The following is a 22,524-nucleotide window of genomic DNA, read 5'->3' on the forward strand; positions in this document are numbered from 1 at the left end:
GTGTGGCTACCGTTACGATTTGACCAAAAAACGCCCGCTTCGCAGGGAGGAGGAGAGCGAAGCGGAACCACTGGGCAGGTGATGCTACAGCATTTCGAATACGAAATGGAGGCAGTTCAGATGTTTCTGACCTTGGCTCGAAAAAAGAAAACGCGGGGTGACATATCTCGAAGATTCAGCCACTATAGCTCAGTCTAATTTGAGTCGATCTGCCAATCTAGCCATGAGATCCATTCGTTCGTGAAAAATTGCAACCACCAACGCGGGTGCACTTTCGCGCGGCAAGCAAAAAACGTAATGATGTTCGCAATGCGCCATCCGCAACATCGGAAATAGTGCGCTCATATCCTTAAAAGTACCTTGGCCAGCTGCAAGGTTGGCAATTCCACGTTCAAGCTTGCCGATATAGCGCCGAACCTGTGTATCACTCCATTGCTTACGCGTGTAGCGGATGATATGGCGCATATCCGCTTCCGCCTCTACCGTAAGGACATAGGCCGTCAAGCGCGATTCCCGTCCAGTTCATCATCCAGAATTTGGCCGATGCTCTTGGTGGATACATTGCCCGCAAGACCATCGCTGATGCGACTTCCCAGCACGGTTTTAAGTTCCTGCCATGCCTGATCGGCATTAACATCACCTGGAAACAGACGTTCGAGAGCATATTGCTTAATAGTCTTGCCCTGCAAGGCCGCCAATGCCTTAAGGCTTTGATGCTGCTGATCTGTTATGTCGATTGTCAGACGGCTCATAACGGCTGCCTCCATATAAATACACAAACCCACATTAGCACATTTGCGCGGAGATTGCCACGACTACATCTCACCAATTAGCGCTCGTGGAGACTCCATAGTTTAACTGCAGCGATTGCGAGGCGGGGAAGCATTGCTAGGGCTCAAGCAAGGATGTTCCCTTTTTGTTTCGAATGCTCTAATAAAATACGCATGGACATGTCAGCCGATTATCCGCGGTCCCGTGTTCAAAACCATTCATGCGTGACGAGGACATATGGCAGCGGCCCATCTGGAAAAACTGAATGATCGCCAACGAGAAGCGGTCGAGCATGGCGTCGCCATGCCGGATGGTACGATCGGCGGTCCACTTTTGATCATCGCGGGTGCTGGATCGGGCAAGACGAACACATTGGCGCATCGTGTGGCTCACCTGATCGTCAATGGCGCTGATCCGCGCCGGATATTGTTGATGACATTCTCGCGTCGCGCGGCGTCCGAAATGGCCAGGCGTGTCCAGCGTATCTGCAAACAAGTGCTTGGCGATCATTCGTCCGTCATGACGGACGCTCTGGCCTGGGCGGGAACATTTCATGGAATGGGCGCGCGTCTTTTGCGCATTTACGCCCAACAGATCGGGCTCAGCGCCGACTTTACCATTCATGACCGAGAAGACAGCGCCGATCTCATGAACCTCATTCGTCATGAACTGGGTTTCTCGAAAATGGAAAGCCGCTTTCCAACCAAGGGCACCTGTCTCGCAATCTATTCGCGGGTCGTCAATTCCGAGAGTACAATCGGCGTGGTGTTAAAGAATGCCTATCCTTTTGCCCTTGGTTGGGAAGAGCAGTTGAAACAGCTCTTTGCCGCCTATGTGGACGCCAAACAGCATCAAAATGTGCTCGATTATGATGATCTCCTGCTTTACTGGGCGCAGATGATGTCGGATGCCGCGCTTGCCGAGGATGTCGGTCATCGTTTCGACCATGTTCTGGTTGATGAATATCAGGACACAAACCGCCTTCAGGCATCGATCCTGTTGGCGCTGAAACCGAGCGGGCATGGTCTGACGGTTGTTGGTGATGATGCGCAGTCGATCTATTCCTTCCGCGCAGCAACCATTCACAACATCCTCGACTTTCCCAAGGAATTTTCTCCAAAGCCAGCCGACGTCATCACACTCGATCGCAATTATCGTTCAACACAGCCCATCCTTGCTGCCGCGAATGGAGTGATCAGTCTCGCCCGCGAACGGTTTACCAAGAACCTCTGGACCGATCGTCAATCGGAGCAACGGCCCATGCTTGTAACGGTTCGGGACGAGAGCGATCAGGCGAACTATATTGTCGAGCAGGTCCTGGCGAACCGTGAGGTGGGCGTCAGGCTCAAACAGCAGGCGGTGCTGTTTCGCACGTCGAGCCATAGTGGCGCTTTGGAAGTCGAACTTACCCGTCGCAACATCCCCTTCGTGAAATTCGGCGGACTGAAATTCCTCGACAGTGCGCATGTGAAAGACCTGCTCGCTACATTGAGGTTTGCGCAGAATCCACGCGACCGTGTTGCGGGCTTCCGCCTTTTGCAGATGCTACCCGGCGTTGGCCCGCAAACGGCTGGCAGGATTCTTGACACCATTGCCCTGGACCCGGAACCTTTGCAGTCGCTTGCAGAAATTCCGCCACCGCCAAGAATTGGGGACGACTGGCCAGCTTTTATTGATCTCCTCTCCAGCCTTCGAAAAGCCGAAGGCGGTTGGCCAGGAGAAATCGGCCTGGCGCGCGTCTGGTACGAGCCCCATCTTGAACGTCTTCATGAAGACCACGATACACGCAAGGCGGATCTGGTTCAGCTCGAACAGATCGCCAACGGCTATCCGAACCGTGAACGCTTTCTCACCGAGCTTACGCTTGATCCACCGGATGCAACGAGCGATCAGGCTGGCGTACCGCTTCTTGATGAGGACTATCTCATCCTTTCCACCATTCATTCCGCCAAAGGTCAGGAATGGCGCTCCGTTTACATGCTCAACGTCGTTGACGGCTGTATGCCCTCTGATCTGGGGGCGGGAACGACGGCCGAGCTGGAAGAGGAACGCCGCCTGCTTTATGTCGGCATGACACGGGCCCGCGACAATCTTGCTCTCATTACACCGCAACGTTTTTTTACCTATGGGCAAAATGCGAAGGGCGACCGGCATGTATATGCTTCGCGAACGCGATTCATCCCCGCCACACTCCTTCATTTATTTGAGACGGCGAACTGGCCAAAAGTAGCAGCAACCGCCAGCGAAGCCAGCGCGCGCAATGTCCGCATTGATGTCGGCGCACGGATGCGAAGCATGTGGAAGTGATGTTCCGCGTTCCATACGCGCGCGAATGGCAAACATGCTGTCAAGAAGCCCTTCCAGCCATTGCAAACGCCTAGGTTGAGGAGTGGCGGACATAACAACTGCGCAGCTTAGATCGTATAACAACAACACGGCAGAGATCGCCAGGATGACGCCAACGACCCTTTTCCTGATGGTGAGACAACCATTGAGAATGGTTTTCTTCTGGCAACGTCCGGTATGATGTGACTCTTTGCTTTGCAGGCGTGACTCCGCTTGACTCTTCGGAAGGCCGGGTGTTTTTGCCGGAAGTGCTTTATCGCTACAGAAATGCCGACAGGATAGCCTCACGCCATTACAATAAAGTCTCTTTCGCCCGCAGCGACAGCCAAGCGGCATGGCTTTTGCTTTAAGCAGACGGGAGACACTTTACGGGAATAAGACAATGTCCAACTCAACCACCATCCATAACGACGGAAATACACTGTTTCCGATCGTTCTTTCCATCGTTGCCGCTGCGGCAACGGGCGTTCTCTGGGCTTATGCCAATCCGATCCAGCTGGTTCCGGGTGTGATCCAGTGGCGCATTTTTGCTTTCCTGCCGCCGCTAGTCGGTATTCTGCTGGGCCGCAAGAGCGGTTTCATCTGCGGCTATCTCGGCACAATCATTTGGTCGCTACTCGCTGGCACCTTTATTCCTGCGCATTCGCTACTCATCGACGGCATCATGGTTGGCCTAACCGGCCTGATCCCCGGCATACTGTTCGATCCGAAGACCACGACTTTCAATCGCGCAACGCTGATTAAAATTGCAGCGACCTGCCTTATTGTTGGCCTCTTGATGGTTGCCGCCGTTTCGGCAAGCCTTGCCTATCTTGGCATTTTCCCGTTCTGGTGGGCCGTCATGTATCTCGGTCTTTCCGATATCGTTCCGATGCTGATCGGCACCCCGCTGCTGGTCGTTCCGGCTCTGAAGATTCTCAAGGGCGCGCATCCGTCCGGTTTCACACGTTTCTAAGAACGGGCCCGGAAAAGTGCTCCAACTGCAGAATGTTAAAGTCGGCTTTGGCGATTCCGTGTTGGCAATCGCCGAGGCCAGCCTCGATATCCGTGACGGCGAACGCCTTCTGGTCTGCGGCGCGGGCGGCAGTGGCAAGACCACGCTGCTCAACGCTGCATCCGGCATTGTGCCGCGTCTGATTACCCCGCAGGTTTTTGGCGGCGATGTGACGCTGAACGGCAAGCCCATCTCTTCCATATCGAAGGATGAGCTGTTCAGCACGGTCGGTGTGGTTTCGCAGAATGTGGAAGACCAGCTCTGGGATCTCAGCGTCGAAGACCTGATTGCCTTTCCGCTGGAAAATCGCGGCCTTGCCAAAGACGACGTCCGCACGCGAATTGACGATCTCCTCAACGAGCTTGATCTGAACGCCCTGCGCGGCCGTCGCGTGCTCACCCTTTCGGGCGGCGAGCGGCGGATGGTGGCCATGGCCGCCGCACTGGCTGCCGAGCCGAAGCTCCTGATCCTCGACGAACCAACCACGGGACTTGATCCGGCGGCGCGTCAGCGCCTCTTGCGGGTTCTCAAAAAGCTCGGGGCGGAAATTCCGGCCCTGCTGATTGCCGAACAGGATCCTGCCTCCTTGCAGGCCGTCATCACTGATGTCGGCCTGGTGAAGGAAGGCAAGCTTGCGCCTGTCGTGCCGCTTGCTTCCATCATCAATGATGCGGGAGCCTGGGAAGATGCGGGTGTTCTGCCGCCTGTGGCGGTGCGCAAGCGCCTTGCCGGTGGCAAAGCCGATGGTCAGGTGCTCGTTTCCGTGTCGGGCGTCAAGACGCAGCTTCAGCGCCGTGATGGCCAGCCGGTTCTTGAAAACGTGAATTTCCAGATACGGGCGGGCGAGGTCGTCGGTCTGATTGGCAAGAACGGTGCGGGCAAGACCACGCTGTTCCAGTCCATTCTGGGCCTTCAGAAAATTGCGGCCGGTTCTATCACCATTGGCGGCGAGAATGCCGACAAGTGGACGGCGGCCAAGCGTGCCCGTTCGGTTGCCTATCTGCCGCAGAACATGCGCCGGATTCTGTTCAACATGACGGTGCTGGAAGAGGTGGTCTTCGCGATCACAGCGGCAACCGGCGCGCCGAGGGATGATGCCATCACCGCCCGCGCAACGGCATGCCTGTACAAATATGGTCTGGGCGGCCACGAGGAAACCAACCCGTTCGCGCTTTCCTCGCGGCAGCAGGCCTTGCTTGGTCTCGCCTGTGCGGAAGCGGCGGGCGCTTCGGTTGCCATTCTCGATGAGCCGCTTCTGGCACGCGATCTCAACGGTCGCCGTATGCTGGAACTGTTCCTCGAAACCGCACTCAGCGAAAACCGTGCCGTGATGCTGATCTCGCACGATCTGGAACTGGTGGACGATGTGTCGTCCCGTGTCATGATCCTCGATAACGGCCATGTCACTTTCGATGGCGATGTTGATGCATCCTGGGCTTCCGATGCCTATGGCGCACTGGGCTGGCCCAAACCGCGTGTCGTCGAGACGGGAGAAGCCGCATGAAAATCTTCTACGATTTGAACTTCTTCGTGAAGCTCGTCGCGGCTTTTCTGGTCATGCTTGCAGCATGGCTGGTGCCTGGCTGGCATTATGGCGTGCCGCTGGCACTGGTGACGGTCGGGTTTCTGGTGCTGGTCAAGGTGCCGGGCCTGCGCGGCTATCTCAAGGGTGCGATACTGTTGACGCTGCTCGTCATGGCGAGCTGGATTCTCAATCTCGTGCTGCAAGGTATGGACTTCGTGGACACGCTCCCGATTGCCGCCGGTATGGCGGCGCGACTGGTGACGACCACGGCTGCCTTCTATTTTGTAATGGAAACCAGCACGCCGGGTTCCATTCTGGCAGCGGCAAGCGCTGCGCGTCTGCCGCCTATGGTAACGCTAGTGCTGTCGCTGACCTTTGGCATCATCCCAATGCTGCGCGAGGATTTCGAACGTATCGCGGATGCGCAGCGCGCCCGCGGCATGGAAATCGATGACGTCTCCTTCCCGATGCGCCTGCGTTTTGCGTTGGCGCGCGGTGTTCCGCTTCTGGTGCAGGCAATCCGCATGGCACATGCCATTTCGCTTTCGCTGGCCATTTATGGCTTCGACACCAAGCGTAAGCGCACCACATGGCGCAACGTTGGCCTGCTGATTGAATCACGGCTCAATACCAAGGACATAAAACGATGACTGAAGACAGCACGAAACTTTCCGGCAATGGACAGGTCTGGACCGTCGATGTGGCAGGCCGCAAGGTCGATCTGCCGATTGTGTCGATCAATCCGAACTTCGCCATTTCCCTGATGATGGTCATTGATCTCGGTGTTCGCTTCGGAGAACATGTGGGCAAAGCGCTGGCCGAAAAGCTGGCGCCGCTGAGGCCCGATGTGATCGTCGGTGCTGCAACGCTCGGCATTCCGGTAGCGATTGAAGTGTCGCGCGCGCTTGGTCTTGACGATTATGTCGTGTTGCAGAAGTCGCCGAAAATCCATCTCGGCGATGCTCTGGTGCAGACGATTTCCTCCATCACCTCCAAGGGCGAGCAGCGTTTGCTTCTCGATCGTCAGGCCATCCCGCTTCTCGAGGGAAAACGCGTGGTCGTGGTGGACGACGTCGTGGCATCGGGTTCAAGTCTCAAGGGATCAGTCGAGTTGGTGCGCAAGGCAGGTGGCGAGGTCGTCGGCATCGGCGTCATCCTCACCGAAGCCAAGGACTGGCAGGCCACACTGGGCGAAGATGTGAAGCTACTTCATAGCCTCGCGCATATTCCGCAGTTCGACAATCAGAATGGCGAGTGGAAGCCGATTCTTGATAGCTTTCTGTGAAGACCAACGGAGCCTCGTAACCATTAATTTTAGGACAGTCCCAGCCGGCGACTGTCCTTTGCGGCCTTTGAACTTGGGGGTTCTAGAGCACGTCCGTTGAACGCGGAATCGCGATAAGGATTCACTTGTTGGCCGAACTCTGCTTCTATTGCCCCATTGATGGTTTAGTCGGTGGCAAAATGACCCGAGCTTTCAGCGACGATCTTCGTAGCCGGGTTTTGACTGTGTCATGGGATGGCACGTCAAAGCGCTCAGCCGCAGCCCGATTTTGGGGTTGGCGGCTCAACAGCTATCGCCTGGATTGCGAGTACTCGGGCTGGTCGGTTGACGCCTGCGAAACAGGGGCGTCGCGGTGGCTCGCGCCTCGATGCCCACGAGGGCTCCAAAGTCGGTATGATTGAAGAGGCAAAGGACATTGCCCTCAACGAGATGGTCCTGCGATTGCGTGAGGAGAGAGCCGTTTCCATTGGCTGCGGCGCGCTCGATGTCTGGCTTCGAAGGCGCGCTTGGACATTCAAAAAAAGACCGCACCTGCATTGGAGCAGGAGCGCCCCGACCTTTTGAAGCGTCGCCGCGACTGGTTCGCCAGACAACTCGATATCGATCCGGCGCGCCTCGTCTTCATTGATGAAACGGGTCTGAGCACAGATGTCGCGACTTCGCTGACGGGACGGCGAGAGGAATGCCCGCTCTGGTGCGGGGGGCGGTGCAGCCAGAGGCGCAGTCGGGGGTGTCGCCGGTGGTCTCACCGGGGCCCTTACGAAAAGCGGCGTATCGGGAGAAGGCGCAATTTTGTCCGGTGCCAATCCGGTGGATATCAACGCCCGACGCAAACTCTAGGTCCAGAAAGGCTGACAACGGTTCGACGCGAACCCCGATCCCTATACCGAAGAGGAAATCGAGCGGGAAGGTGCACCAAGTTTGCGCGACGCTGCGCATCCCAAAGGGATTGCTCACCATATATAAGAATGGAACACTGTGCCTTTCAGTATCGAGCCTCAATCGGGCTGACAGCGTCGATGTCCGCTTCAGATTTGGTACCGACACTTGTCGAATAGGAGCTAGATTTCAAGATTATGGACCTCGGCTCTGCTGGATTAAGGCACTTATCCATTCGGCATAATGCACATCCGAAACAGCTGATAAGGAGATTGTGAAATGCCCAAATTCATCACTATCGGCTATGGCGACCGGGCCGGATATGATCAGACGCCACAAACCGTCCGCGATGCCGCTCACGCAGGATGCAAAGCTGCTTTCTGAAGGCGCATTGATAGGCATTGCCGGATCACCTGTGCAGGTACGCAATCCCGTTGGCACTGGCGTGCAAACACAGGAAGGTTCATTTATGTCCTCCGCGCTGCCAATCGCCGGATTTGCCGTAATTGAAGCCACCGATCTGGAGGACGCCGTCAAAAAGGTCTCTGGAGTTCCCTGTGCGGTTGCGCATGGCGTCGTCGAGGTTTGGCCATTGGAGTAGACAAGACTGTTGCCAAACGGCGAATTGCTATCGGTTATATAGCGCGGGCACAGCGAAGTTGGATTTGAACCGTTTTGCCCGCAATCAGTGCCGGGTCCGCTGCGAGAATAAAAGTGTTCATTCCTTCTTGCCGAAGTGAGACAATCGCCTCCTGTAGCACCTCCCTAACGCCCGTATTCTTGGCACTGCTGTTGTAAGTGGCCAAAGCTGCCATGCATCCGCATGCTCCGATCGGCTGACGCAGCCGAATGGTGGTACTCACTGACACAATGTTCGCGTCGGTTTGAATTTCGCCGACGTCAAGGTCACACAGCCAGACAGATCGTTTTTAACGACAACATCGTCTGCTTCTGCTGACAATGCAGGCGCACAGAAGACTGAAACCGCCAGTACACCTGGAATCAAACGGATCATGTGAGCTTTCCCTCCGATATAGACCGCCATTCAATAATATAGCTTGTCGTAGCCAATAGTCGGACGAGCAGTGATCAGTTATCCTTCACTTCGCGCTGCCTCAATCGTCTAGCTATTGCGAGCAAAAATATCTTCTCCGCGCGCAACTTAGCCATCAACTCGCGCTTCAGTTTAACGTTCTCGATTTCGAGTGATAATAATTCAGCTTGGATATCGGCCTCTGCGACCAACTGATCCTTGAAACTTTGCTTTCGCGGAACCACCTTCCGCACGCCAGAGCGAATGGATGGCTTCTTTGCTCTCACAACAACGGCTTCTGTCAGTTCGGGCATGCGAGGCGCTACCGTTTCACCTGGCGACGCTTCCAGTTGAGAGACCTCAGCGTCGGAAGACGTCGTTACAAGCGGGCTTTCTGCAATATTGACAAAGACGGGCTCCGCTACCGGCACAGGTTTCACCGCTTTGATTTCAACCTTGCTTGCAGCCTGCTCAGGCAGATCGGGCGTTAACTTCACCTCCGGCATCGGCTGTGGCGCATCAGCTTCCACTTCACGGGCAATCGACTTCAGATCGAGACTCCCCCATAATGAGGTCCCAGTCTTACGTGCACGCTTGTTCTTATATTCAACGACAACATTGCGGATTGGATTTTTCATCCGTGAATAACTTCCTGAGAAAATGTAAAGCTGGAGTGCCAAAGGGCCTGTGCCAATATCTATAGACTTTGCTCCCGATTTTCAATCTTCGATATAGCGTTTGGCTCTATGAGTAAGTGCTTGAATACCACTTTCTATCTGCTCTTTAGTCAGCAGTAAAAGGCCTTATTTTTACATAAAGTATTGATCTCTATTCTCAGTGACCAAATGCTTTACCGCGCCTCAACCCTGGAGAAAACGACCGTGGCTGATGAAACAATTCTCAATGCAAATCCCGCTGCTACCGAAACCAAAGCTGCCGAGCCTGTTGGCGCGACAAAGCAGAACCCAAGTCAGCGAAGGCCGTAGCAACCACGACTGCTAAGGCACCTAAAGGCCATGCAAAGGCGGCGTCTGGAGCGTCAGCGCGAGCAACGCGCAAGGTCAAGAAATACACGCCCACGCAGCGTGCTTCCATTCTTGCTTTCGTGGAAAAGGCGACAAAAAGCGGCAAGACCACTTTGAAAGCTGCATTACAGCAGGCGGGGGTGAGCGAGCAGACCTATTACAACTGGAGGAATGCTGCTGGCAAAACCGCTGCGCCAGTTGCCGCGAATATCTCTTCGGGCGATGATCTGAAGGCTCTGGTCGCACTGGAAGCGGAAAACCTCAAGTTGCGTAAAGAACTGGCCATTATGTTGCGTGCCGAAAACGCTGAACTGCGCAAACGTCTCGGCAAAGCTTAAGGGCAATAGTATGGCTCATCGCCCTCCCCTGGACCATTACAGCTTTCAAACGGGTGACCAGTCATGCGGGTCACCCGTTTTGCCTCGAATGCGGGAAATGGCAACCTTGGTTCGCTATTTTGGACATCCCATCAAGATTCTTTCACAATGCCTTGGACTATGAACATGCAGCAAAGGCCAGTGCTATTGATGAATAGAATTGCGGTGCCGATCATTTCGCTACTTTGCATGGGCTTGCTGATTAGCTACATGCAACTCGAACATGACCACGAGCGGATTGATCGTGAAACCGTGTTGCTGACAAATCACTGGACCGGCGAAGTCAGGCGCTGTCACCGATCATACAATTCCGAACTCAGCTGCCAACCCACAACTTTGCAGCCAAGGCCATGGTATCTGGCACTCAGTCCTTTTGATAGTCCAGCCGCAAGAGCAGCCAAACAGGGCGATAAGTCGACCCCGCTGTCCGATTTAATTTTTTACGGCGCATTCGGGCTCGTAATTCTTATTATCTTCATCCTTCCGATGCTGGATCGGAGCACCGAGCAGGATTCCCGGTCTTCGCGCAAAAGTGGCGATGCAAGCGACTGAGGCGTGGTTTTGCGCAAACCGTACGCTTTTGGCTTTACAACCTCTCCATCACATCCGTCAGGGCATGCTGCCTACAGGCACCAGCTCTCAGTATGTTGATTGCAACCGAAAAATCCGCGATAGAAGCAGACAGAATTCTATGATCGCTTCCGGCCCCGTTGCTGCGATAAGAAGAGCGTTAGACGCGGTTGAAGCAACCGCCACTTGGACAACAAGTTTAAGCGTAGCTGTCTGCTTTCGCTTCCGCGCTCGCAAAGCGCTTTGAACCAGGCACCTCGACGGCTGATGTGCTCGATCTAATCACGATGATGATCGCGAAACTCCCCAAACGCCGCTAGTAATTCTGCAAGTCCAACTTCAAAATCCTTGAGCACGACTTCGTTTGCGAGCTGGTATTCGCCGCGTCGACCGTGGCTCGCCACGGCGAGAGCGGCACCATGCGTGTAGTCGACCAGTATGTGCGTCCAACGAGCTGCGTTGTTGCGCTCGCTCAACAAGCGGGTGAGCTCATTGGTGATCCTCATAGCATGATCGGGAAAAACCGCTGGCCGCGCAAATATGGCCAAGGTCAGGGCTGGGTAGAGAACAACCTTTAAGTAGTAGGCTGTGAGAAGTCCGTGGGCGCGCGCAAGAGCTTCACCTGTTTCAGGAGCCGCAACGTCAGCATACACATGCTCCGCAAGCGCTTTGATAAGTCCATCCTGATCCTTGAAATGGTGATAGATTGTCATGGGATTGATGCCCACACGCCTTGCCAGTGCGCGCATGGTCAGACCGTCGAGACCGTCGGCATTGAGTATGTCCAAAGCCCCGGACAGAATGCTCTCCGGCGAAACGCACTTTTCGTTCGCTGTTGGCCTCCCTCGCCCCCTTGCCATCATTTCATAACCTCGTAACGAGACTGGACCAATCCAGAAGGGAAGGCCCTTGTGTCCTTGTGCGCAAGGGCCACATCGCGCTGCCTCCCACCAAAAAGAGGGCGCCCAGTACCAAGCAAGATCGGCACTCTCGTGATCACCATGTCATTTATCATATCCAGTTCCAGGAACGATTGAATGATGCGCCCGCCATCCACATAGGCGCGTTGAGCGCCTTCGGACGTCAGCATTTCCATCATGCTACTGGGCGATTTGTCTGAAAAGCGGACCTTTCCGGTGAGCTCGTAGGGCACCTCTTGTGATGCAAGCTGTTCGGATAGGACCACTACTGGCCGGGTATAGAACCACTCGCCCATGCTTCGGACCGCTTCGTATGTGCCCCGCCCCATCACAATGACATCGATATCTCTAATGAAGTCGTCGTACCCATGATCCTCCCCAGCCTGATCGTGCTCAAGCAACCAGTCGATATCCCCGTTTTCACGGGCAATAAACCCATCGAGGCTCGTGGCGATAAAGACGTGTCCAGTGACCATTACAAACCCCCATAATTATACATCGTATAAATAACGGAGTTCGAACTGTGTCAAGGCACATGAAGGTCCATTCTTGCACTTCTCGGCCACATAATTGCCTATACGTTTCCTAACCCGTCGTGACTGTCTTGAAGTGTGGTAGTCCGTCGGGTTTGAGCATGCCCGAAATTCATTCCGACGATCAATGGGAAGATATTTCGCGATCGGACCGTTTCCGAACTTCGTGTTAGCCGTTCACGAGCGGAAGTGACGGCTCTCAAAGAGACCTTGCACCTGAACTGCCCTTTCGTTACGTGCGATTTCTGCCGCGTATTATCTCTGGGGTAATCGATCACCTTCCCTTGCTTTGGCAGTATCACATCCACGAGGTGCTCTCGTCGGGATTGCACCGAAGCAAAGGAGACCAAAATGTCCATCAAATCTAACCCTATGGATCATGCCTTCACCGGAGTGAATTCGGTCGCTGACCTTACCTCGCGCCGTGGTGCAGGAATTCCTTGCCGCCAGGCTGGTCGGGGATACGGAACGGCTGGCCGCGCTCTTCGCCGATGAGGTCGACTGGCAGCTCGCCAAAAATCCCGTCGTTCCGTGGATTCGAAGGCGGTCAAGCGCTGCCGAATGTGCAGCCCAATTCACAGAATTGATGGAATATACCGTGGCCGAGCATGCGCGTGCCTCTATCGACACTTTTCTGGTCGATGGCAGTGACGCTGTTTTGATGGGGCATATCTCAGGAACCGTACGCATGACGGGAAAATCCTTCGATGGCCCTTTCGCGCTTCATCTCACGGTCGTGGAGGGTCGTATCACGCGGCACCGCCTCTACGAAAACAGCCTGTCGATCGCCGAAGCATGCACCCTATGATCGGTGTACATCGCCCCCACAGGCAAGGCCTTCAATCGGCTTTACGACCTTGCGGTCAACCGGCGCAATATCTCCCCGGTCTCCCCATCCGCCGGAAAGAAGGATTCGACCGCCAGTTCTGAAAGCGTGGCGTCGAGCGGCGTGCCGAACACAGTGATGGTGCTGATGAAAGATAGTAACTCGCCGTCGATCCTGAGCCGCAGCGGTACGGCGATGTTAGCGGCCACATCATAAGGTTGAGGGTTGGCGCGTGGCCGACCGGGATAGGCGGAGAGCTCCTTCTCAAGTGTTTCCAGTGCGGGATCGGCCGTCGCGTCGATCTGTATTCTCAGACGCTCGATCAAATGTGTACGCCATTCGTCGAAGTTTGCGATGAATGGCGCCAGCCCTTTGGGATGCAAGCTCAACCGCAGTACGTTGACCGGAGGGCTGAGCAGTGCGGGCTCCTCCACGCCTTTGAGGAGCGGCGCAATCGCGGCATTCGCGAGCACCATGTTCCAGCCCTTATCAACGGCGATGGCCGGATAGGGCTCATGGGCTTTCAGCACCATCTCAACCGCCGTCAACGCAGGCTTGAGCGCCGTCCTCCAGTGCGCGTTCGCCATAAATCGGCGCGAATCCGGCCGCCACCAGCAACCGGTTACGTTGGCGCAACGGCACCGATAGCTGATCGGCCAGCCGTAGCACCATCTCACGTGAGGGTGCACAGCGCCCGCTCTCCACGAAACTCAGATGGCGCTGTGAAATCTCGGCCTCCAGCGCGAGGCTAAGCTGGCTCATGCGGCGGCGCTGCCGCCATTCCCTTATCAATGTGCCTGCGCCCGTCTGCATGATGTTCATCGTCGCTTCTCCAACTGGCGGTTTTTATCATCAGAACCTATATGCCGAAGCCCCAATTTCCTATTACGCCGGGCGCAATCGCCAACGGCTGCGTTCGTGGTCATCTTTTTTCGACGCGGTTGACGCGGTTTTGGAGCGGCCAATCTGGGTTCCAATCAACGGAAAAGTTCATGACCCTTCCAATGCCTCCCTTTTTGAAGATTACCCTTCGGCTCGATGCTGCGGTTTCCGGCGCAGCCGCGCTGCTGAAGGCGGCCGGAGCTGGGCGCGCACCTGCGTGGGGCCGAGTACCTTTCGTGACAATAGGTAAATCATAAATGACAGCAAATATGACAACACTGTCTACGGTAACGCATTCGAGCCGCCACAGTACGCAGATTGTCGTCCTCTACCCACGAGTCCGCCCCCTATTGGAGGGGGAGGCATAGTTTACGGCTCAGTGAGAGCTAATATCCGTGGGACTTTCAGGAGCGCCATGGCGCTTCAGATGAGAGGCTTGCAACATTGATCGGCGCCAGCTTGCCGATAGGTCCGCGCTATCAGGCCACGTTCATTTACAGGCCCGATGCGCAGCACGCGATCTACAACGTCGTCTATGAGGTTCACAGCGCGGTTGTTGACACCGAGTTTGATATCGATTGAGGGTAGTGTTCTAGAATACAGGAAATACCGGCGCAATGAGCTTCCGATACCACCGGTGACGTCGATCTTGGGTGTGCCGAGCGGTTCAAATTCGCTGGTATCAGACAGAGCTTATGAAAGCTCGGAAGCCGGCACCTGCCCTGCCTTTTACCACCCCGTCGAGGCAGAGGCATCCTTTTTGGGCGACAGTATTTACTTGGAAAAGTCCGTCTGCGATCCACTCAAACGCCGGTAAATTGCCGTGTGAACGGCGTCATAGGCTCTCGTCCGCATTTAAAGCGAAACAATCCGCGAGTTGAAAAGTTTGAACAATTAGTTACTTGACAGATCAAAGTGAAGACGCTGCGATTTGATGGGTTAATCAGCGATTCTACTTAACAGCTTATCGGTGTGAACGCCCGATGGTGAGGAAGAATCCGCCAATTAACAGGCACTGTCGCCTATCGGCGTTTGCGACCCATCGGAAACTTTAGAAGCCACGAAACGGCAGAGAGCGTGATTAACATTTCAAACGAGCAGGCACTCAGTTCAGTCGTGGGAAAGCGCATTTTATTCTTCGAGAACGGGTTATTGCTGACGGAAGAAATAGAAGCGAAATTGAAGAAATCTGGCGCGGTTCCGCTCGGGCCTGTTGGTACGTCTGATCAAGCAATTGACGTTATCGAACACCTGTCGGTCGATGCAGTCATTTTCGATGTCGCTCTGAAGCCTGCTGCCGTCACGCCACTGATTACTTATCTGGAAGATAAAATGATACCATTCATATTTGCCCTATTGGAAATTTCCAGCCATGTCGGCGAACCCATTGCCAAATTTGTAATGAGCGCGCGTAAGAGCGATCTTTCCAGGATAGCGGGCGCGCTGTTCCCATCGTCAGCTGCGTGAGAGCATTTGGGCCGCAATGATCAGCTGACTTCGAGAGAGCCTGCTTTGCCAGTTCCGCTGATGAGGTGTGTTGGATGAAGATTGCTACCTATAATGTTAACGGCGTAAACGGAAGGTTGGCCGTCCTATTGCGCTGGCTTGAAGAAGATACGCCAGACATTGTCTGTTTACAGGAGCTGAAAACGCCGGACGAAAAATTCCCGATCAAAGCGCTGGAAAAAATTGGATATGACGCGGTTTGGCAAGGCCAGAAAAGCTGGAATGGGGTGGCAATTCTGGCGAGAGGAAGGACCCCGGTTGTCACGCGACGTGGACTTCCAAGCGAACTCAATGACACGCAGAGCCGCTATCTCGAGGCAGCGGTTGGAGGCGTACTAGTCGGCTCTCTCTATCTTCCGAACGGCAATCCCGTTCCTGGGCCAAAATTCGAGTACAAGCTGAGCTGGTTTCAACGGCTGCACGATTATGCGGCTGAGTTGCTGACACTCGATATACCCATAGTGCTCGCTGGCGATTTCAATGTTATGCCGACCGATCTCGATGTCTACGCGCCGGAGCGCTGGCGCGACGACGCTTTGTTTCGGCCCGAAGTTAGAAAAGCATATGCACAACTGGTTGCACAAGGTTGGACGGACGCGGTCCGGTCTCTTCATCCAAAAGAGCGTATTTACACGTTCTGGAAATATTGGCGCAATTCCTTCGAACGCGATGCTGGGTTGCGCATCGATCATCTCCTTCTTAGTCCCGCTCTGGCACCGGCCCTGAAATCGGCAAGCGTGCGACGCAACCCGCGCAGCTGGCCTCACACGAGCGATCATGCGCCTGTGATGATCGAGATTGAGTTACCGCTTGGTGCCGGCTAATCTGAGACAAGCGTAGCCGCCCGGCGCTCACAAGACCGCGCCGATCGCCGCGCTTCGCGTAATTGTTCGATATCGGGATGCCACCACCCCCGTTCTCGATCTTTGTTTGTTAGTTCATTCTTCCTTGGCCAGTTTCGAATGAGTTCGTCGAGTGAGGGCAAGCACCAGATCCCCCAAACATAATCGCCGTCGAGACCGGGATAAATGTCGTCGATCGTATCACAGTGCACCAATTCGCCTGTTATCTCCCTAACAACGATAATACCATAGGTCTCAGTTGCAATGGGACGATTGAGCGGTGGCAACGCGTCGGCAGAGAGCGGAATTCGTCGTCGCCTGCGCTCGTTCGCACGTCGACGTGCCCTTTTTTCTTCATCGCTTCCCTTACGCGCTTCGGCGCGCTTCCGCCGTTCCTCCGGTTCGCTGCGTCTAGCCTCGTTTTCGATGGCCTCCCAATGTTGGACAAGCTCATCATAGGATGCAAAGGGCACCCGCCAAACTTTCGCATTATGGTCCCATCGGGCGAAGGATATCTGACGGATTTCTTCAACCAGCCGTCGCCAATATGGCGATTTAATTCGTAACCCTTCACCGTCGACCGACAAATACGTACTGAGGATCGGCTCGAATTCATAGGCGTCCCTCCCCTTTTCCTCTGCAGAGGGGTTTGCGCGTGAGGCCTCGCGAGCCAGCCAACGATTAATGCGCCGAGACGCCGTTTTCCCAGGAACGATCCATGCCTTGTTCCAGTCGCTCCATCGTGCACGGGGAAATTCCTTGCGAAAGCGCTGAACTGTCATTCGATCAAAAGGAAATGATATTGTGGCTCGATCATGGTCTTCGGTATCCAGTCGAGTGTTTTTGTCCATCTGCGATGCTCCAGCGCCAGTTGGCTAACTGAACCCAATAAGCGGCCCAATGTTTCGTTGGGTTGCCTGCGCGGTCGAAAAGCGTTCATTTTGGAATAAGAGTTCGTTGATGCAAAGGCATCTGGATCGTTTCAAATACGAAGGTCTGAAACAAGCGACAGACGCTTTCGCTGACCCATAGCCTTCATGACTTATCGTCACGCGAAGCTTAGGTAATGCCTCTTTGAAAACTTTTTTGGAACTTATGCCGCAAGCGGGAGTTTCATGTCTGTTACTTATTTCACTGGAGAAATACAATGAAAATCAGAACGTTAGCGTTCTTGAGCGCTTGTATCATCGCGCCTTCGGCTGTGTTCGCTCAGGACACCGGCAAAACCTCTCCGGAAACTCCAGCGGTGGCAACGCCTGATAGCAACAATCCAGACGCGCCGGTTAAGGGCGCCAACAGCTTTACAGAAGCTCAAGCCAAATCAAGGATTGAGGAGGCAGGATACACAGGCGTAAGCGGCCTCAAATTGGACGAAGAAAACGGCATCTGGGAAGCCTCTGCCATGAAAGGTAACGAGAAGCTGGACGTCCAGCTTGACTACCAGGGCAATGTCACAAAGAAGCCAATGTGAAGGTTTGGCTTCCATCCACCATTTGAACATGGGAGATTTCTATGAAAACCGTTACCGGATTATTTGACAATTACGAAGCAGCCAAGGATGCTGTGGCACGGCTCGAAAACGCCGGGTTCCCGTCAGACGACATTTCCATTGTTTCCCACCACCGCGACGATGACAGCGAGAGTAATGCCGGCTCCGGCGCAGGGGTCGGTGCAGGTCTAGGTGCGGCTGTCGGCGGTGCCGGTGGTCTTTTGACAGGGCTGGGCTTCATGGCGATCCCAGGCGTTGGACCAGTCGTCGCCGCAGGTTGGCTCGCAGCAACATTGACCGGAGCAGTCGGAGGCGCAGTTGTCGGGGGTGTCGCCGGTGGTCTCATCGGGGCTCTTACGGAGAGCGGTGTATCGGAAGAAGACGCTCACTTATACGCTGAAGGCGTTCGTCGCGGTGGCTCACTTGTGACCGCTCGTATTGCGGATGAACGTGTGTCGGAAGCCGACGCTATTTTGGCCGGTGCCAATCCGGTGGATATCAATGCCCGAGGCAAACTCTATGTCCAGGAAGGCTGGCAACGGTTCGACGCGAACGCTGATCCTTATACCGAAGAGGAAATCGAACGGGAACGTAGCCGTTATCTTTAAATCTTGAGCGGGCGAAAGCCCGCTCCCTCGTCGCTATAAACAGTAATTAGCGCGTAAGCCGTGATAACAAAAAGCACGCAGCGAATAACGCGGCAACAACGATACCCAACACGACTATACGATCTGAGATTGTAATATCGAACATCTCAATCTCTATTCTTTTCAGTCCAGACCATGAAACCTATGAGCGCGAACAGCGACACCATCATCGCGCCAATAAACCAAACAAACCAGATCATACGTGGTCCTCCCGGCGACAGAACTCGCAAGACGGGAAAATTTTCATTGGGCTCGTATAAATTGAATAATGAGCCCTGATCAGTAGGGTGTAAGGTACTGATCAGGGCTTGCGCATGGAATTGCCATCAGCTTGGAAAGCCATACGCAATTTCGCAAATAACGTGCCCAACTCATTGGACAAGGGGTTGCGTGAATTTCCGTACGCTAACGTACACCAAGTCAGGCGATTAACGCCTGCATCGCAGTACGTTATTGGCTATAGCCGTATCCCGCCAGAGCAATGCCTCCGACCACGCCGATCACCGACCAGCCAAGCATGCTAATGCCCATGAAGCTGTGATAGGTTTTATCAGAGACTTTCTTAAAAGCCACCGCGACCAACAAATTCACGGCCGCGCCAAAGATTAGGCCGATACCGTTGGCGACGTAGGCGGCGGGGTGAAGTGCCATGCTCTGCATAAAATACGGTCGCAGCAGAAAAGTCGCGCCCAGCATACCTACGATCAGCACGAAAACTGAGACCATGCCGAAACCGGACCATCGTATTAGCATTGTCTAAACTACCTTTGTCTTAGGGAAGATCGAGCGGTAATGACTCTTGCCTCGTCGATGAACAACCCCTTTGCTCGGAGTTATCCCAAAAAAAGCCCGCCACTCATGGGGGCGGGCAAGTTCGGTTCTCTCCAATTGACGGATAAAATTTTACTTAAACGCTTAAAAAAGTAAATCCGCGCAGCGGTAGCGGACTAGCCTGATTCCGCACAAATTTCGCCCAAGACGACGTCCAGCCGTCAAATTCTAGCGTTTCCCCTGCCAGATCATCGCAAGAGCAATTAGTGCTAAAATAGATGTCAGTACGGCTTCAGCCAATATGATCCAACTCATTTGCGTTCCCCATACACAATTGAACGATCCATGGCTTGATCATGCCGGCGCGACAGGCCACAATTCCCTCGGAGCCAATAAGGCGGTTTTTATACTGAATGCTTAAAAAGTGTAAACCCCAGCGGCGTCTCCCAACCCCGCTGGGGTCGCGCGCAGCATTCGTACATTCCGACATTGCTTCGCGCTAGCGCCCGAGAAGCCGTCTCTCGGACGATCAGACAGATAAAGGACGACGGCAGGCCGACTATATCGGAAGAAAATAGAGCAACAATCTGGATATCCAATTTCGACAGCGCGCCAGTATCCATGACCTTGTTCATCAGAATGACTGCCGCTGCGGTCGTCTTCAACAGCGAAATAACAATCAATTACATATATTTAATCGAAACGCATCTTCCTCAATTTATTATCGCCACCAAAAAAAATACCCCGCCTCAGCGGTGCAACGGAGGCGGGGTAGGCGTCAGTCTTCCAAGCTTGGTTAAACCGGCAGCCGACACCAACGAATACGAACCACGTTCTTAGGAAAAGGTTCCCTCGGTATCGTTGGAGTTGGCATGCATTGCGGTTATGTCATGTCGAACAACATACTTCTGATGGGCAAGCCTGGCAGCGAGTTCGCAAAGATAATTTCGATCACGCAAACCATGCTCGTAGAGCATCATGACGCAGGATGCGAGTTCACTGGCCGAATAATTCCGGTCGCTTTCCTCGAGGATCACTGCTGCATACGTGAAGCAGCTACGCAGGAAATCGACTTCGACAGGTGTATATATTCGGCTCGCTTCGTTGAAAAACGGCATGTCAGCCTCCTAATACTAAAGGCGTAACTCTACCTTATTAGCGACCGCTAAAAAGCAAATTTTATCAATTAGTGTTACGTTACGCGGGCGCTGCAGAATATTGAACCCCGCCAGCCGTTTAGCTGACGGGGTATGCGCCTGCCGAAGCGAGCCACGCCGTAAACAGGCGCATGGCTGTGGCCTGAATGAGCGTCCAAACTGACGACGAGGGCCGAAGTTTCATTTAAAATGAGGTAAAAACTGCATTCGCCCCATCGGCTTTATCGGCTTCTAGTCGCGTAGAAACACAACGTAATCATTCGCATTCCTTATTCTTGACAGTTCATTCCAGAATTCCTATCTTGCCGACATGGCACGATCAAAAGAATTCGATAGAGATGAAGCGCTCAAAGCCGCCATCAATGTCTTTAGAGAACATGGATTCGAAGGCACTTCGACGGAAATGCTTATAAAATCGATGAAGGTGGGCCGGCAGAGCCTTTATGACACCTTCGGCGATAAATGGCAGCTCTATCGATCAGCGGTGGAACAGTATTTAAATAGCGAAGCTGCGGCCCATATCGACACCCTCGTATCCGAAATGCGCGCGATTGATGGAATTCGCGCTATAGTCTGGCGCGTAGTGGATGAAGCGAACAGGCCATGTCTGGGAGTTAGTTCTATCTGTGAGTTCGGTCAAACTCGACCGGACCTAATTGCCGTGCATCAGGCTGCGGACCGGCGTCTGAAGGAAGCAATGAAGCGGCGTATTGCGGAAGCAGAGGCGGACGGCGACCTGACAGATCAGGTGTCTTCACCGGAAATCGCGGACTTTATGATCGCCAATTTTTCCGGCATCCGGATCGCGGCACGCGGGGGTGCCGATCAGAAACATCTTCAATCTTTAGGAACAATGGCTTTGCGCGCAATCAGCTGAACATCCAAAACAATTTGGCCAATTATGGAACGATCAGTCCAGAAAGGATATAGTCATGAAAGCAGTTGTTATGAGGGAATTCGGCGGGACCGAGGTAATGGAAACGGTCGAGCGCCCTTTCCCTCAGCGGAACATGGACATGTCGTCGTCAAAGTTGCGGCGGCGGGCGTAAACTTCATGGATATAGGGGTAAGGCAGGGGTCGACCTGGACTGATGTGCCAAACCCGAAGGTGCTCGGCGTTGAAGGCGCGGGCTATGTGGTCGCAGTGGGCAGCGGCGTGGACGAATTTGCGCCAGATGATCGTGTCGCCTGGATCTACGGCCCTGGAAGCTATTCCGAATACATCTCAATATCAGCAACTTCCCTTGTGAGAATTCCGGATATAGTGGACGATCGCATAGCAGCATCCATCATGATGCAGGGGCTCACGGCAAGCCATTTCGCGACAGACTTTTATCCGGTTCAGCCTGGCGACATCGCTTTGGTGCACGCAGCTGCGGGTGGCGTGGGGCTTTTCCTGACGCAAATCATCAAGCGGCGCGGCGGTCATGTCATCGGGCGCGTCTCATCCCCGGAAAAAGCGGCGATTGTCAAAGCGGCCGGAGCAAATCATGTCATTATCGACAGGGACGGACAGTTCGCAAATGAAGTCTTGCATCGTACGGATGGGGTGGGTGTCAACGTCGTCTACGACGGATCGGGACCGAAGACTTTCCAAGACTCCCTCGCCTCACTCTGTCGTTCCGGTACTTTTTGCTGGTACGGACCGGTACTGGGCGGGCCCGGTCCGCTCGATCTTATGAGCCTGCCGAGAAGCATCGAGATCGGCTACGCCACCTTCTTCGATCACATCCCCACTACCGAACTCTTACGGTCCCGAAGCAAGCAACTTTTTGACTGGATTGAGGACGGTTCGCTGAAGGCCATGATCGGCAACACTTATGCACTTGCCGATGCCCGCCAGGCTCATGCGGATACGGAAAGCCGGGCTACAACCGGCAAACTCCTGCTCATACCCTGACGTTCGTTTGTCCTGCCATATGAATATCATCGGCGCCGGCTTCCGGCGCCGATGAGTCCTGTAATTGTCAGAGCTTACCCGGACCGGCTGTCAATGCGAGCAGACCGGTAAGAGGAGACGGTGTTGTCACGTTAAGTTTCTCTGGCCGGAAAGGCCAGGGGCTCGTAGATATTCAGGCGAAACAGGCCGCAATTTTCCATGCATCGAAAGCTTCGAGGCGATGGTAGCGAATTGTGTGTGCGGCTC

Annotated in this window: 25 protein-coding genes and 3 pseudogenes; 17 read left to right on the forward strand and 11 right to left on the reverse strand. The window is 54.3% G+C overall.

The features are described from left to right. Complete coding sequence (locus ABWW11_RS23750) at positions 1-198, forward strand: WGR domain-containing protein (RefSeq protein ID WP_353411715.1); 198 nt, start codon at positions 1-3, stop codon at positions 196-198. Here the strand turns inward: ABWW11_RS23750 and ABWW11_RS23755 are convergent. Together ABWW11_RS23755 and ABWW11_RS23760 are read right to left on the reverse strand one after the other, a co-directional pair. Beyond that, on the reverse strand, positions 190-504 hold the full coding sequence (locus ABWW11_RS23755) for a type II toxin-antitoxin system RelE/ParE family toxin (protein ID WP_109365661.1): 315 nt from the start codon (positions 502-504) through the stop codon (positions 190-192). The genes ABWW11_RS23750 and ABWW11_RS23755 overlap by 9 nt on opposite strands. Next, on the reverse strand, positions 501-752 hold the full coding sequence (locus tag ABWW11_RS23760; RefSeq protein WP_109365660.1) for a type II TA system antitoxin, ParD family: 252 nt from the start codon (positions 750-752) through the stop codon (positions 501-503). Before ABWW11_RS23760 ends, ABWW11_RS23755 begins: the two co-directional genes overlap by 4 nt. A 256-nt stretch (positions 753-1,008) precedes the next feature. On the opposite strand from ABWW11_RS23760, the gene ABWW11_RS23765 reads away from it, so the two are divergent. From ABWW11_RS23765 to ABWW11_RS23795, 7 genes and pseudogenes are all read left to right on the forward strand, one after another. After that, entirely contained in the window at positions 1,009-3,078 is a 2,070-nt protein-coding gene (locus ABWW11_RS23765; protein WP_109365659.1) for an ATP-dependent helicase, read from the forward strand. Between the two features lie 421 nt (positions 3,079-3,499). Next, the gene (locus ABWW11_RS23770; RefSeq protein ID WP_021586547.1) at positions 3,500-4,072 is read left to right on the forward strand and encodes an aminotriazole resistance protein; all 573 of its coding nucleotides are present in this window, start codon (positions 3,500-3,502) and stop codon (positions 4,070-4,072) included. Between the two features lie 58 nt (positions 4,073-4,130). After that, entirely contained in the window at positions 4,131-5,615 is a 1,485-nt protein-coding gene (locus ABWW11_RS23775; RefSeq protein WP_244597015.1) for an ABC transporter ATP-binding protein, read from the forward strand. Next, positions 5,612-6,286 (forward strand): energy-coupling factor transporter transmembrane component T family protein, encoded by a 675-nt coding sequence (locus ABWW11_RS23780; RefSeq protein ID WP_109365657.1) that lies wholly within the window; start codon positions 5,612-5,614, stop codon positions 6,284-6,286. The genes ABWW11_RS23775 and ABWW11_RS23780 overlap by 4 nt, the downstream gene beginning before the upstream one ends. Then, the gene (locus ABWW11_RS23785) at positions 6,283-6,921 is read left to right on the forward strand and encodes a phosphoribosyltransferase family protein (protein WP_109365656.1); all 639 of its coding nucleotides are present in this window, start codon (positions 6,283-6,285) and stop codon (positions 6,919-6,921) included. Before ABWW11_RS23780 ends, ABWW11_RS23785 begins: the two co-directional genes overlap by 4 nt. 179 nt (positions 6,922-7,100) lie before the next feature. Continuing rightward, positions 7,101-7,595, forward strand: a pseudogene (locus ABWW11_RS23790) (transposase); the annotation flags it as partial. A 527-nt stretch (positions 7,596-8,122) separates the two neighbouring features. After that, positions 8,123-8,401 (forward strand): YciI family protein, encoded by a 279-nt coding sequence (locus ABWW11_RS23795; protein ID WP_244597014.1) that lies wholly within the window; start codon positions 8,123-8,125, stop codon positions 8,399-8,401. Positions 8,402-8,435: 34 nt separating this feature from the next. Here the strand turns inward: ABWW11_RS23795 and ABWW11_RS23800 are convergent, their stop codons facing one another. The 3 genes from ABWW11_RS23800 to ABWW11_RS23810 all read right to left on the reverse strand — a co-directional run bounded on the left by ABWW11_RS23800 (position 8,436) and on the right by ABWW11_RS23810 (position 9,471). Next, complete coding sequence (locus tag ABWW11_RS23800) at positions 8,436-8,669, reverse strand: DUF2195 family protein (protein ID WP_176588812.1); 234 nt, start codon at positions 8,667-8,669, stop codon at positions 8,436-8,438. Next, a complete protein-coding gene (locus ABWW11_RS23805) occupies positions 8,660-8,815 on the reverse strand; it encodes a hypothetical protein (protein WP_176588813.1) in 156 nt (51 codons plus the stop codon). The genes ABWW11_RS23800 and ABWW11_RS23805 overlap by 10 nt, the downstream gene beginning before the upstream one ends. Before the next feature lie 74 nt (positions 8,816-8,889). Continuing rightward, positions 8,890-9,471, reverse strand: coding sequence for a hypothetical protein (locus tag ABWW11_RS23810; protein WP_109365654.1), 582 nt, complete (start codon positions 9,469-9,471; stop codon positions 8,890-8,892). Between the two features lie 467 nt (positions 9,472-9,938). Between ABWW11_RS23810 and ABWW11_RS23815 the strand changes: the two genes are divergently transcribed. Both ABWW11_RS23815 and ABWW11_RS23820 read left to right on the forward strand, forming a co-directional pair. Continuing rightward, entirely contained in the window at positions 9,939-10,196 is a 258-nt protein-coding gene (locus tag ABWW11_RS23815) for a transposase (RefSeq protein ID WP_244597013.1), read from the forward strand. A gap of 63 nt (positions 10,197-10,259) precedes the next feature. Beyond that, positions 10,260-10,787 carry a hypothetical protein gene (locus ABWW11_RS23820; protein ID WP_146200152.1) on the forward strand — a complete coding sequence of 176 codons (528 nt, stop codon included), beginning with the start codon at positions 10,260-10,262 and terminating at the stop codon, positions 10,785-10,787. A 296-nt stretch (positions 10,788-11,083) separates the two neighbouring features. Here ABWW11_RS23820 and ABWW11_RS23825 read toward each other — a convergent pair whose 3' ends face one another. Beyond that, positions 11,084-11,668 (reverse strand): TetR/AcrR family transcriptional regulator, encoded by a 585-nt coding sequence (locus tag ABWW11_RS23825; RefSeq protein WP_109365652.1) that lies wholly within the window; start codon positions 11,666-11,668, stop codon positions 11,084-11,086. Beyond that, a complete protein-coding gene (locus tag ABWW11_RS23830) occupies positions 11,665-12,201 on the reverse strand; it encodes a dihydrofolate reductase family protein (RefSeq protein ID WP_109365651.1) in 537 nt (178 codons plus the stop codon). Before ABWW11_RS23830 ends, ABWW11_RS23825 begins: the two co-directional genes overlap by 4 nt. A gap of 484 nt (positions 12,202-12,685) precedes the next feature. Between ABWW11_RS23830 and ABWW11_RS23835 the strand changes: the two genes are divergently transcribed. Continuing rightward, positions 12,686-13,066, forward strand: coding sequence for a nuclear transport factor 2 family protein (locus ABWW11_RS23835; protein ID WP_176588814.1), 381 nt, complete (start codon positions 12,686-12,688; stop codon positions 13,064-13,066). 41 nt (positions 13,067-13,107) lie between these two features. On the opposite strand, the pseudogene ABWW11_RS23840 reads toward ABWW11_RS23835, so the two are convergent. Beyond that, positions 13,108-13,906: pseudogene (locus tag ABWW11_RS23840) on the reverse strand (helix-turn-helix domain-containing protein). Positions 13,907-15,043: 1,137 nt separating this feature from the next. On the opposite strand from ABWW11_RS23840, the gene ABWW11_RS23845 reads away from it, so the two are divergent. Both ABWW11_RS23845 and xth read left to right on the forward strand, forming a co-directional pair. Further along, on the forward strand, positions 15,044-15,433 hold the full coding sequence (locus tag ABWW11_RS23845; RefSeq protein ID WP_319081147.1) for a response regulator: 390 nt from the start codon (positions 15,044-15,046) through the stop codon (positions 15,431-15,433). Positions 15,434-15,507: 74 nt separating this feature from the next. Then, complete coding sequence (xth, locus tag ABWW11_RS23850) at positions 15,508-16,296, forward strand: exodeoxyribonuclease III (RefSeq protein ID WP_283735485.1); 789 nt, start codon at positions 15,508-15,510, stop codon at positions 16,294-16,296. On the opposite strand, the gene ABWW11_RS23855 is transcribed toward xth, so the two are convergent. Then, complete coding sequence (locus tag ABWW11_RS23855; RefSeq protein ID WP_319081148.1) at positions 16,293-17,165, reverse strand: hypothetical protein; 873 nt, start codon at positions 17,163-17,165, stop codon at positions 16,293-16,295. The two genes, xth and ABWW11_RS23855, sit on opposite strands and share 4 nt — an antisense overlap. A 296-nt stretch (positions 17,166-17,461) precedes the next feature. Here ABWW11_RS23855 and ABWW11_RS23860 point away from each other — a divergent pair, with 296 nt between their 5' ends. Together ABWW11_RS23860 and ABWW11_RS23865 are read left to right on the forward strand one after the other, a co-directional pair. Then, positions 17,462-17,785: a PepSY domain-containing protein gene (locus ABWW11_RS23860; RefSeq protein WP_319081149.1), complete on the forward strand. Its 324-nt coding sequence runs from the start codon at positions 17,462-17,464 to the stop codon at positions 17,783-17,785. 41 nt (positions 17,786-17,826) lie between these two features. Then, complete coding sequence (locus ABWW11_RS23865; RefSeq protein ID WP_109365648.1) at positions 17,827-18,411, forward strand: general stress protein; 585 nt, start codon at positions 17,827-17,829, stop codon at positions 18,409-18,411. Between the two features lie 489 nt (positions 18,412-18,900). Here ABWW11_RS23865 and ABWW11_RS23870 read toward each other — a convergent pair whose 3' ends face one another. Then, positions 18,901-19,176, reverse strand: coding sequence for a hypothetical protein (locus ABWW11_RS23870; RefSeq protein WP_109365647.1), 276 nt, complete (start codon positions 19,174-19,176; stop codon positions 18,901-18,903). Positions 19,177-20,057: 881 nt separating this feature from the next. Then, the gene (locus tag ABWW11_RS23875) at positions 20,058-20,339 is read right to left on the reverse strand and encodes a hypothetical protein (protein ID WP_109365645.1); all 282 of its coding nucleotides are present in this window, start codon (positions 20,337-20,339) and stop codon (positions 20,058-20,060) included. Between the two features lie 349 nt (positions 20,340-20,688). Here ABWW11_RS23875 and ABWW11_RS23880 point away from each other — a divergent pair, with 349 nt between their 5' ends. Together ABWW11_RS23880 and ABWW11_RS23885 are read left to right on the forward strand one after the other, a co-directional pair. Next, positions 20,689-21,255 carry a TetR/AcrR family transcriptional regulator gene (locus ABWW11_RS23880; RefSeq protein WP_319081325.1) on the forward strand — a complete coding sequence of 189 codons (567 nt, stop codon included), beginning with the start codon at positions 20,689-20,691 and terminating at the stop codon, positions 21,253-21,255. A gap of 55 nt (positions 21,256-21,310) precedes the next feature. Next, positions 21,311-22,278, forward strand: a pseudogene (locus tag ABWW11_RS23885) (quinone oxidoreductase family protein). Positions 22,279-22,524: the final 246 nt, after the last annotated feature.

Origin of the sequence: Brucella sp. NBRC 113783 (assembly GCF_040372265.1) — a bacterium.
GTDB lineage: Bacteria > Pseudomonadota > Alphaproteobacteria > Rhizobiales > Rhizobiaceae > Brucella > Brucella teleogrylli.

What these genes read in the sequence shown, in the direction of transcription:
- ABWW11_RS23760 (WP_109365660.1), bottom strand. Translation starts at nt 752, where the DNA reads ATGAGCCGTCTGACAATCGACATAACAGATCAGCAGCATCAAAGCCTT.
- ABWW11_RS23765 (WP_109365659.1), top strand. Translation starts at nt 1,009, where the DNA reads ATGGCAGCGGCCCATCTGGAAAAACTGAATGATCGCCAACGAGAAGCG.
- ABWW11_RS23770 (WP_021586547.1), top strand. Translation starts at nt 3,500, where the DNA reads ATGTCCAACTCAACCACCATCCATAACGACGGAAATACACTGTTTCCG.
- ABWW11_RS23780 (WP_109365657.1), top strand. Translation starts at nt 5,612, where the DNA reads ATGAAAATCTTCTACGATTTGAACTTCTTCGTGAAGCTCGTCGCGGCT.
- ABWW11_RS23785 (WP_109365656.1), top strand. Translation starts at nt 6,283, where the DNA reads ATGACTGAAGACAGCACGAAACTTTCCGGCAATGGACAGGTCTGGACC.
- ABWW11_RS23795 (WP_244597014.1), top strand. Translation starts at nt 8,123, where the DNA reads ATGATCAGACGCCACAAACCGTCCGCGATGCCGCTCACGCAGGATGCA.
- ABWW11_RS23805 (WP_176588813.1), bottom strand. Translation starts at nt 8,815, where the DNA reads ATGATCCGTTTGATTCCAGGTGTACTGGCGGTTTCAGTCTTCTGTGCG.
- ABWW11_RS23810 (WP_109365654.1), bottom strand. Translation starts at nt 9,471, where the DNA reads ATGAAAAATCCAATCCGCAATGTTGTCGTTGAATATAAGAACAAGCGT.
- ABWW11_RS23820 (WP_146200152.1), top strand. Translation starts at nt 10,260, where the DNA reads ATGCGGGTCACCCGTTTTGCCTCGAATGCGGGAAATGGCAACCTTGGT.
- ABWW11_RS23825 (WP_109365652.1), bottom strand. Translation starts at nt 11,668, where the DNA reads ATGATGGCAAGGGGGCGAGGGAGGCCAACAGCGAACGAAAAGTGCGTT.
- ABWW11_RS23830 (WP_109365651.1), bottom strand. Translation starts at nt 12,201, where the DNA reads ATGGTCACTGGACACGTCTTTATCGCCACGAGCCTCGATGGGTTTATT.
- xth (WP_283735485.1), top strand. Translation starts at nt 15,508, where the DNA reads ATGAAGATTGCTACCTATAATGTTAACGGCGTAAACGGAAGGTTGGCC.
- ABWW11_RS23855 (WP_319081148.1), bottom strand. Translation starts at nt 17,165, where the DNA reads ATGGACAAAAACACTCGACTGGATACCGAAGACCATGATCGAGCCACA.
- ABWW11_RS23860 (WP_319081149.1), top strand. Translation starts at nt 17,462, where the DNA reads ATGAAAATCAGAACGTTAGCGTTCTTGAGCGCTTGTATCATCGCGCCT.
- ABWW11_RS23865 (WP_109365648.1), top strand. Translation starts at nt 17,827, where the DNA reads ATGAAAACCGTTACCGGATTATTTGACAATTACGAAGCAGCCAAGGAT.
- ABWW11_RS23870 (WP_109365647.1), bottom strand. Translation starts at nt 19,176, where the DNA reads ATGGTCTCAGTTTTCGTGCTGATCGTAGGTATGCTGGGCGCGACTTTT.
- ABWW11_RS23875 (WP_109365645.1), bottom strand. Translation starts at nt 20,339, where the DNA reads ATGCCGTTTTTCAACGAAGCGAGCCGAATATATACACCTGTCGAAGTC.
- ABWW11_RS23880 (WP_319081325.1), top strand. Translation starts at nt 20,689, where the DNA reads ATGGCACGATCAAAAGAATTCGATAGAGATGAAGCGCTCAAAGCCGCC.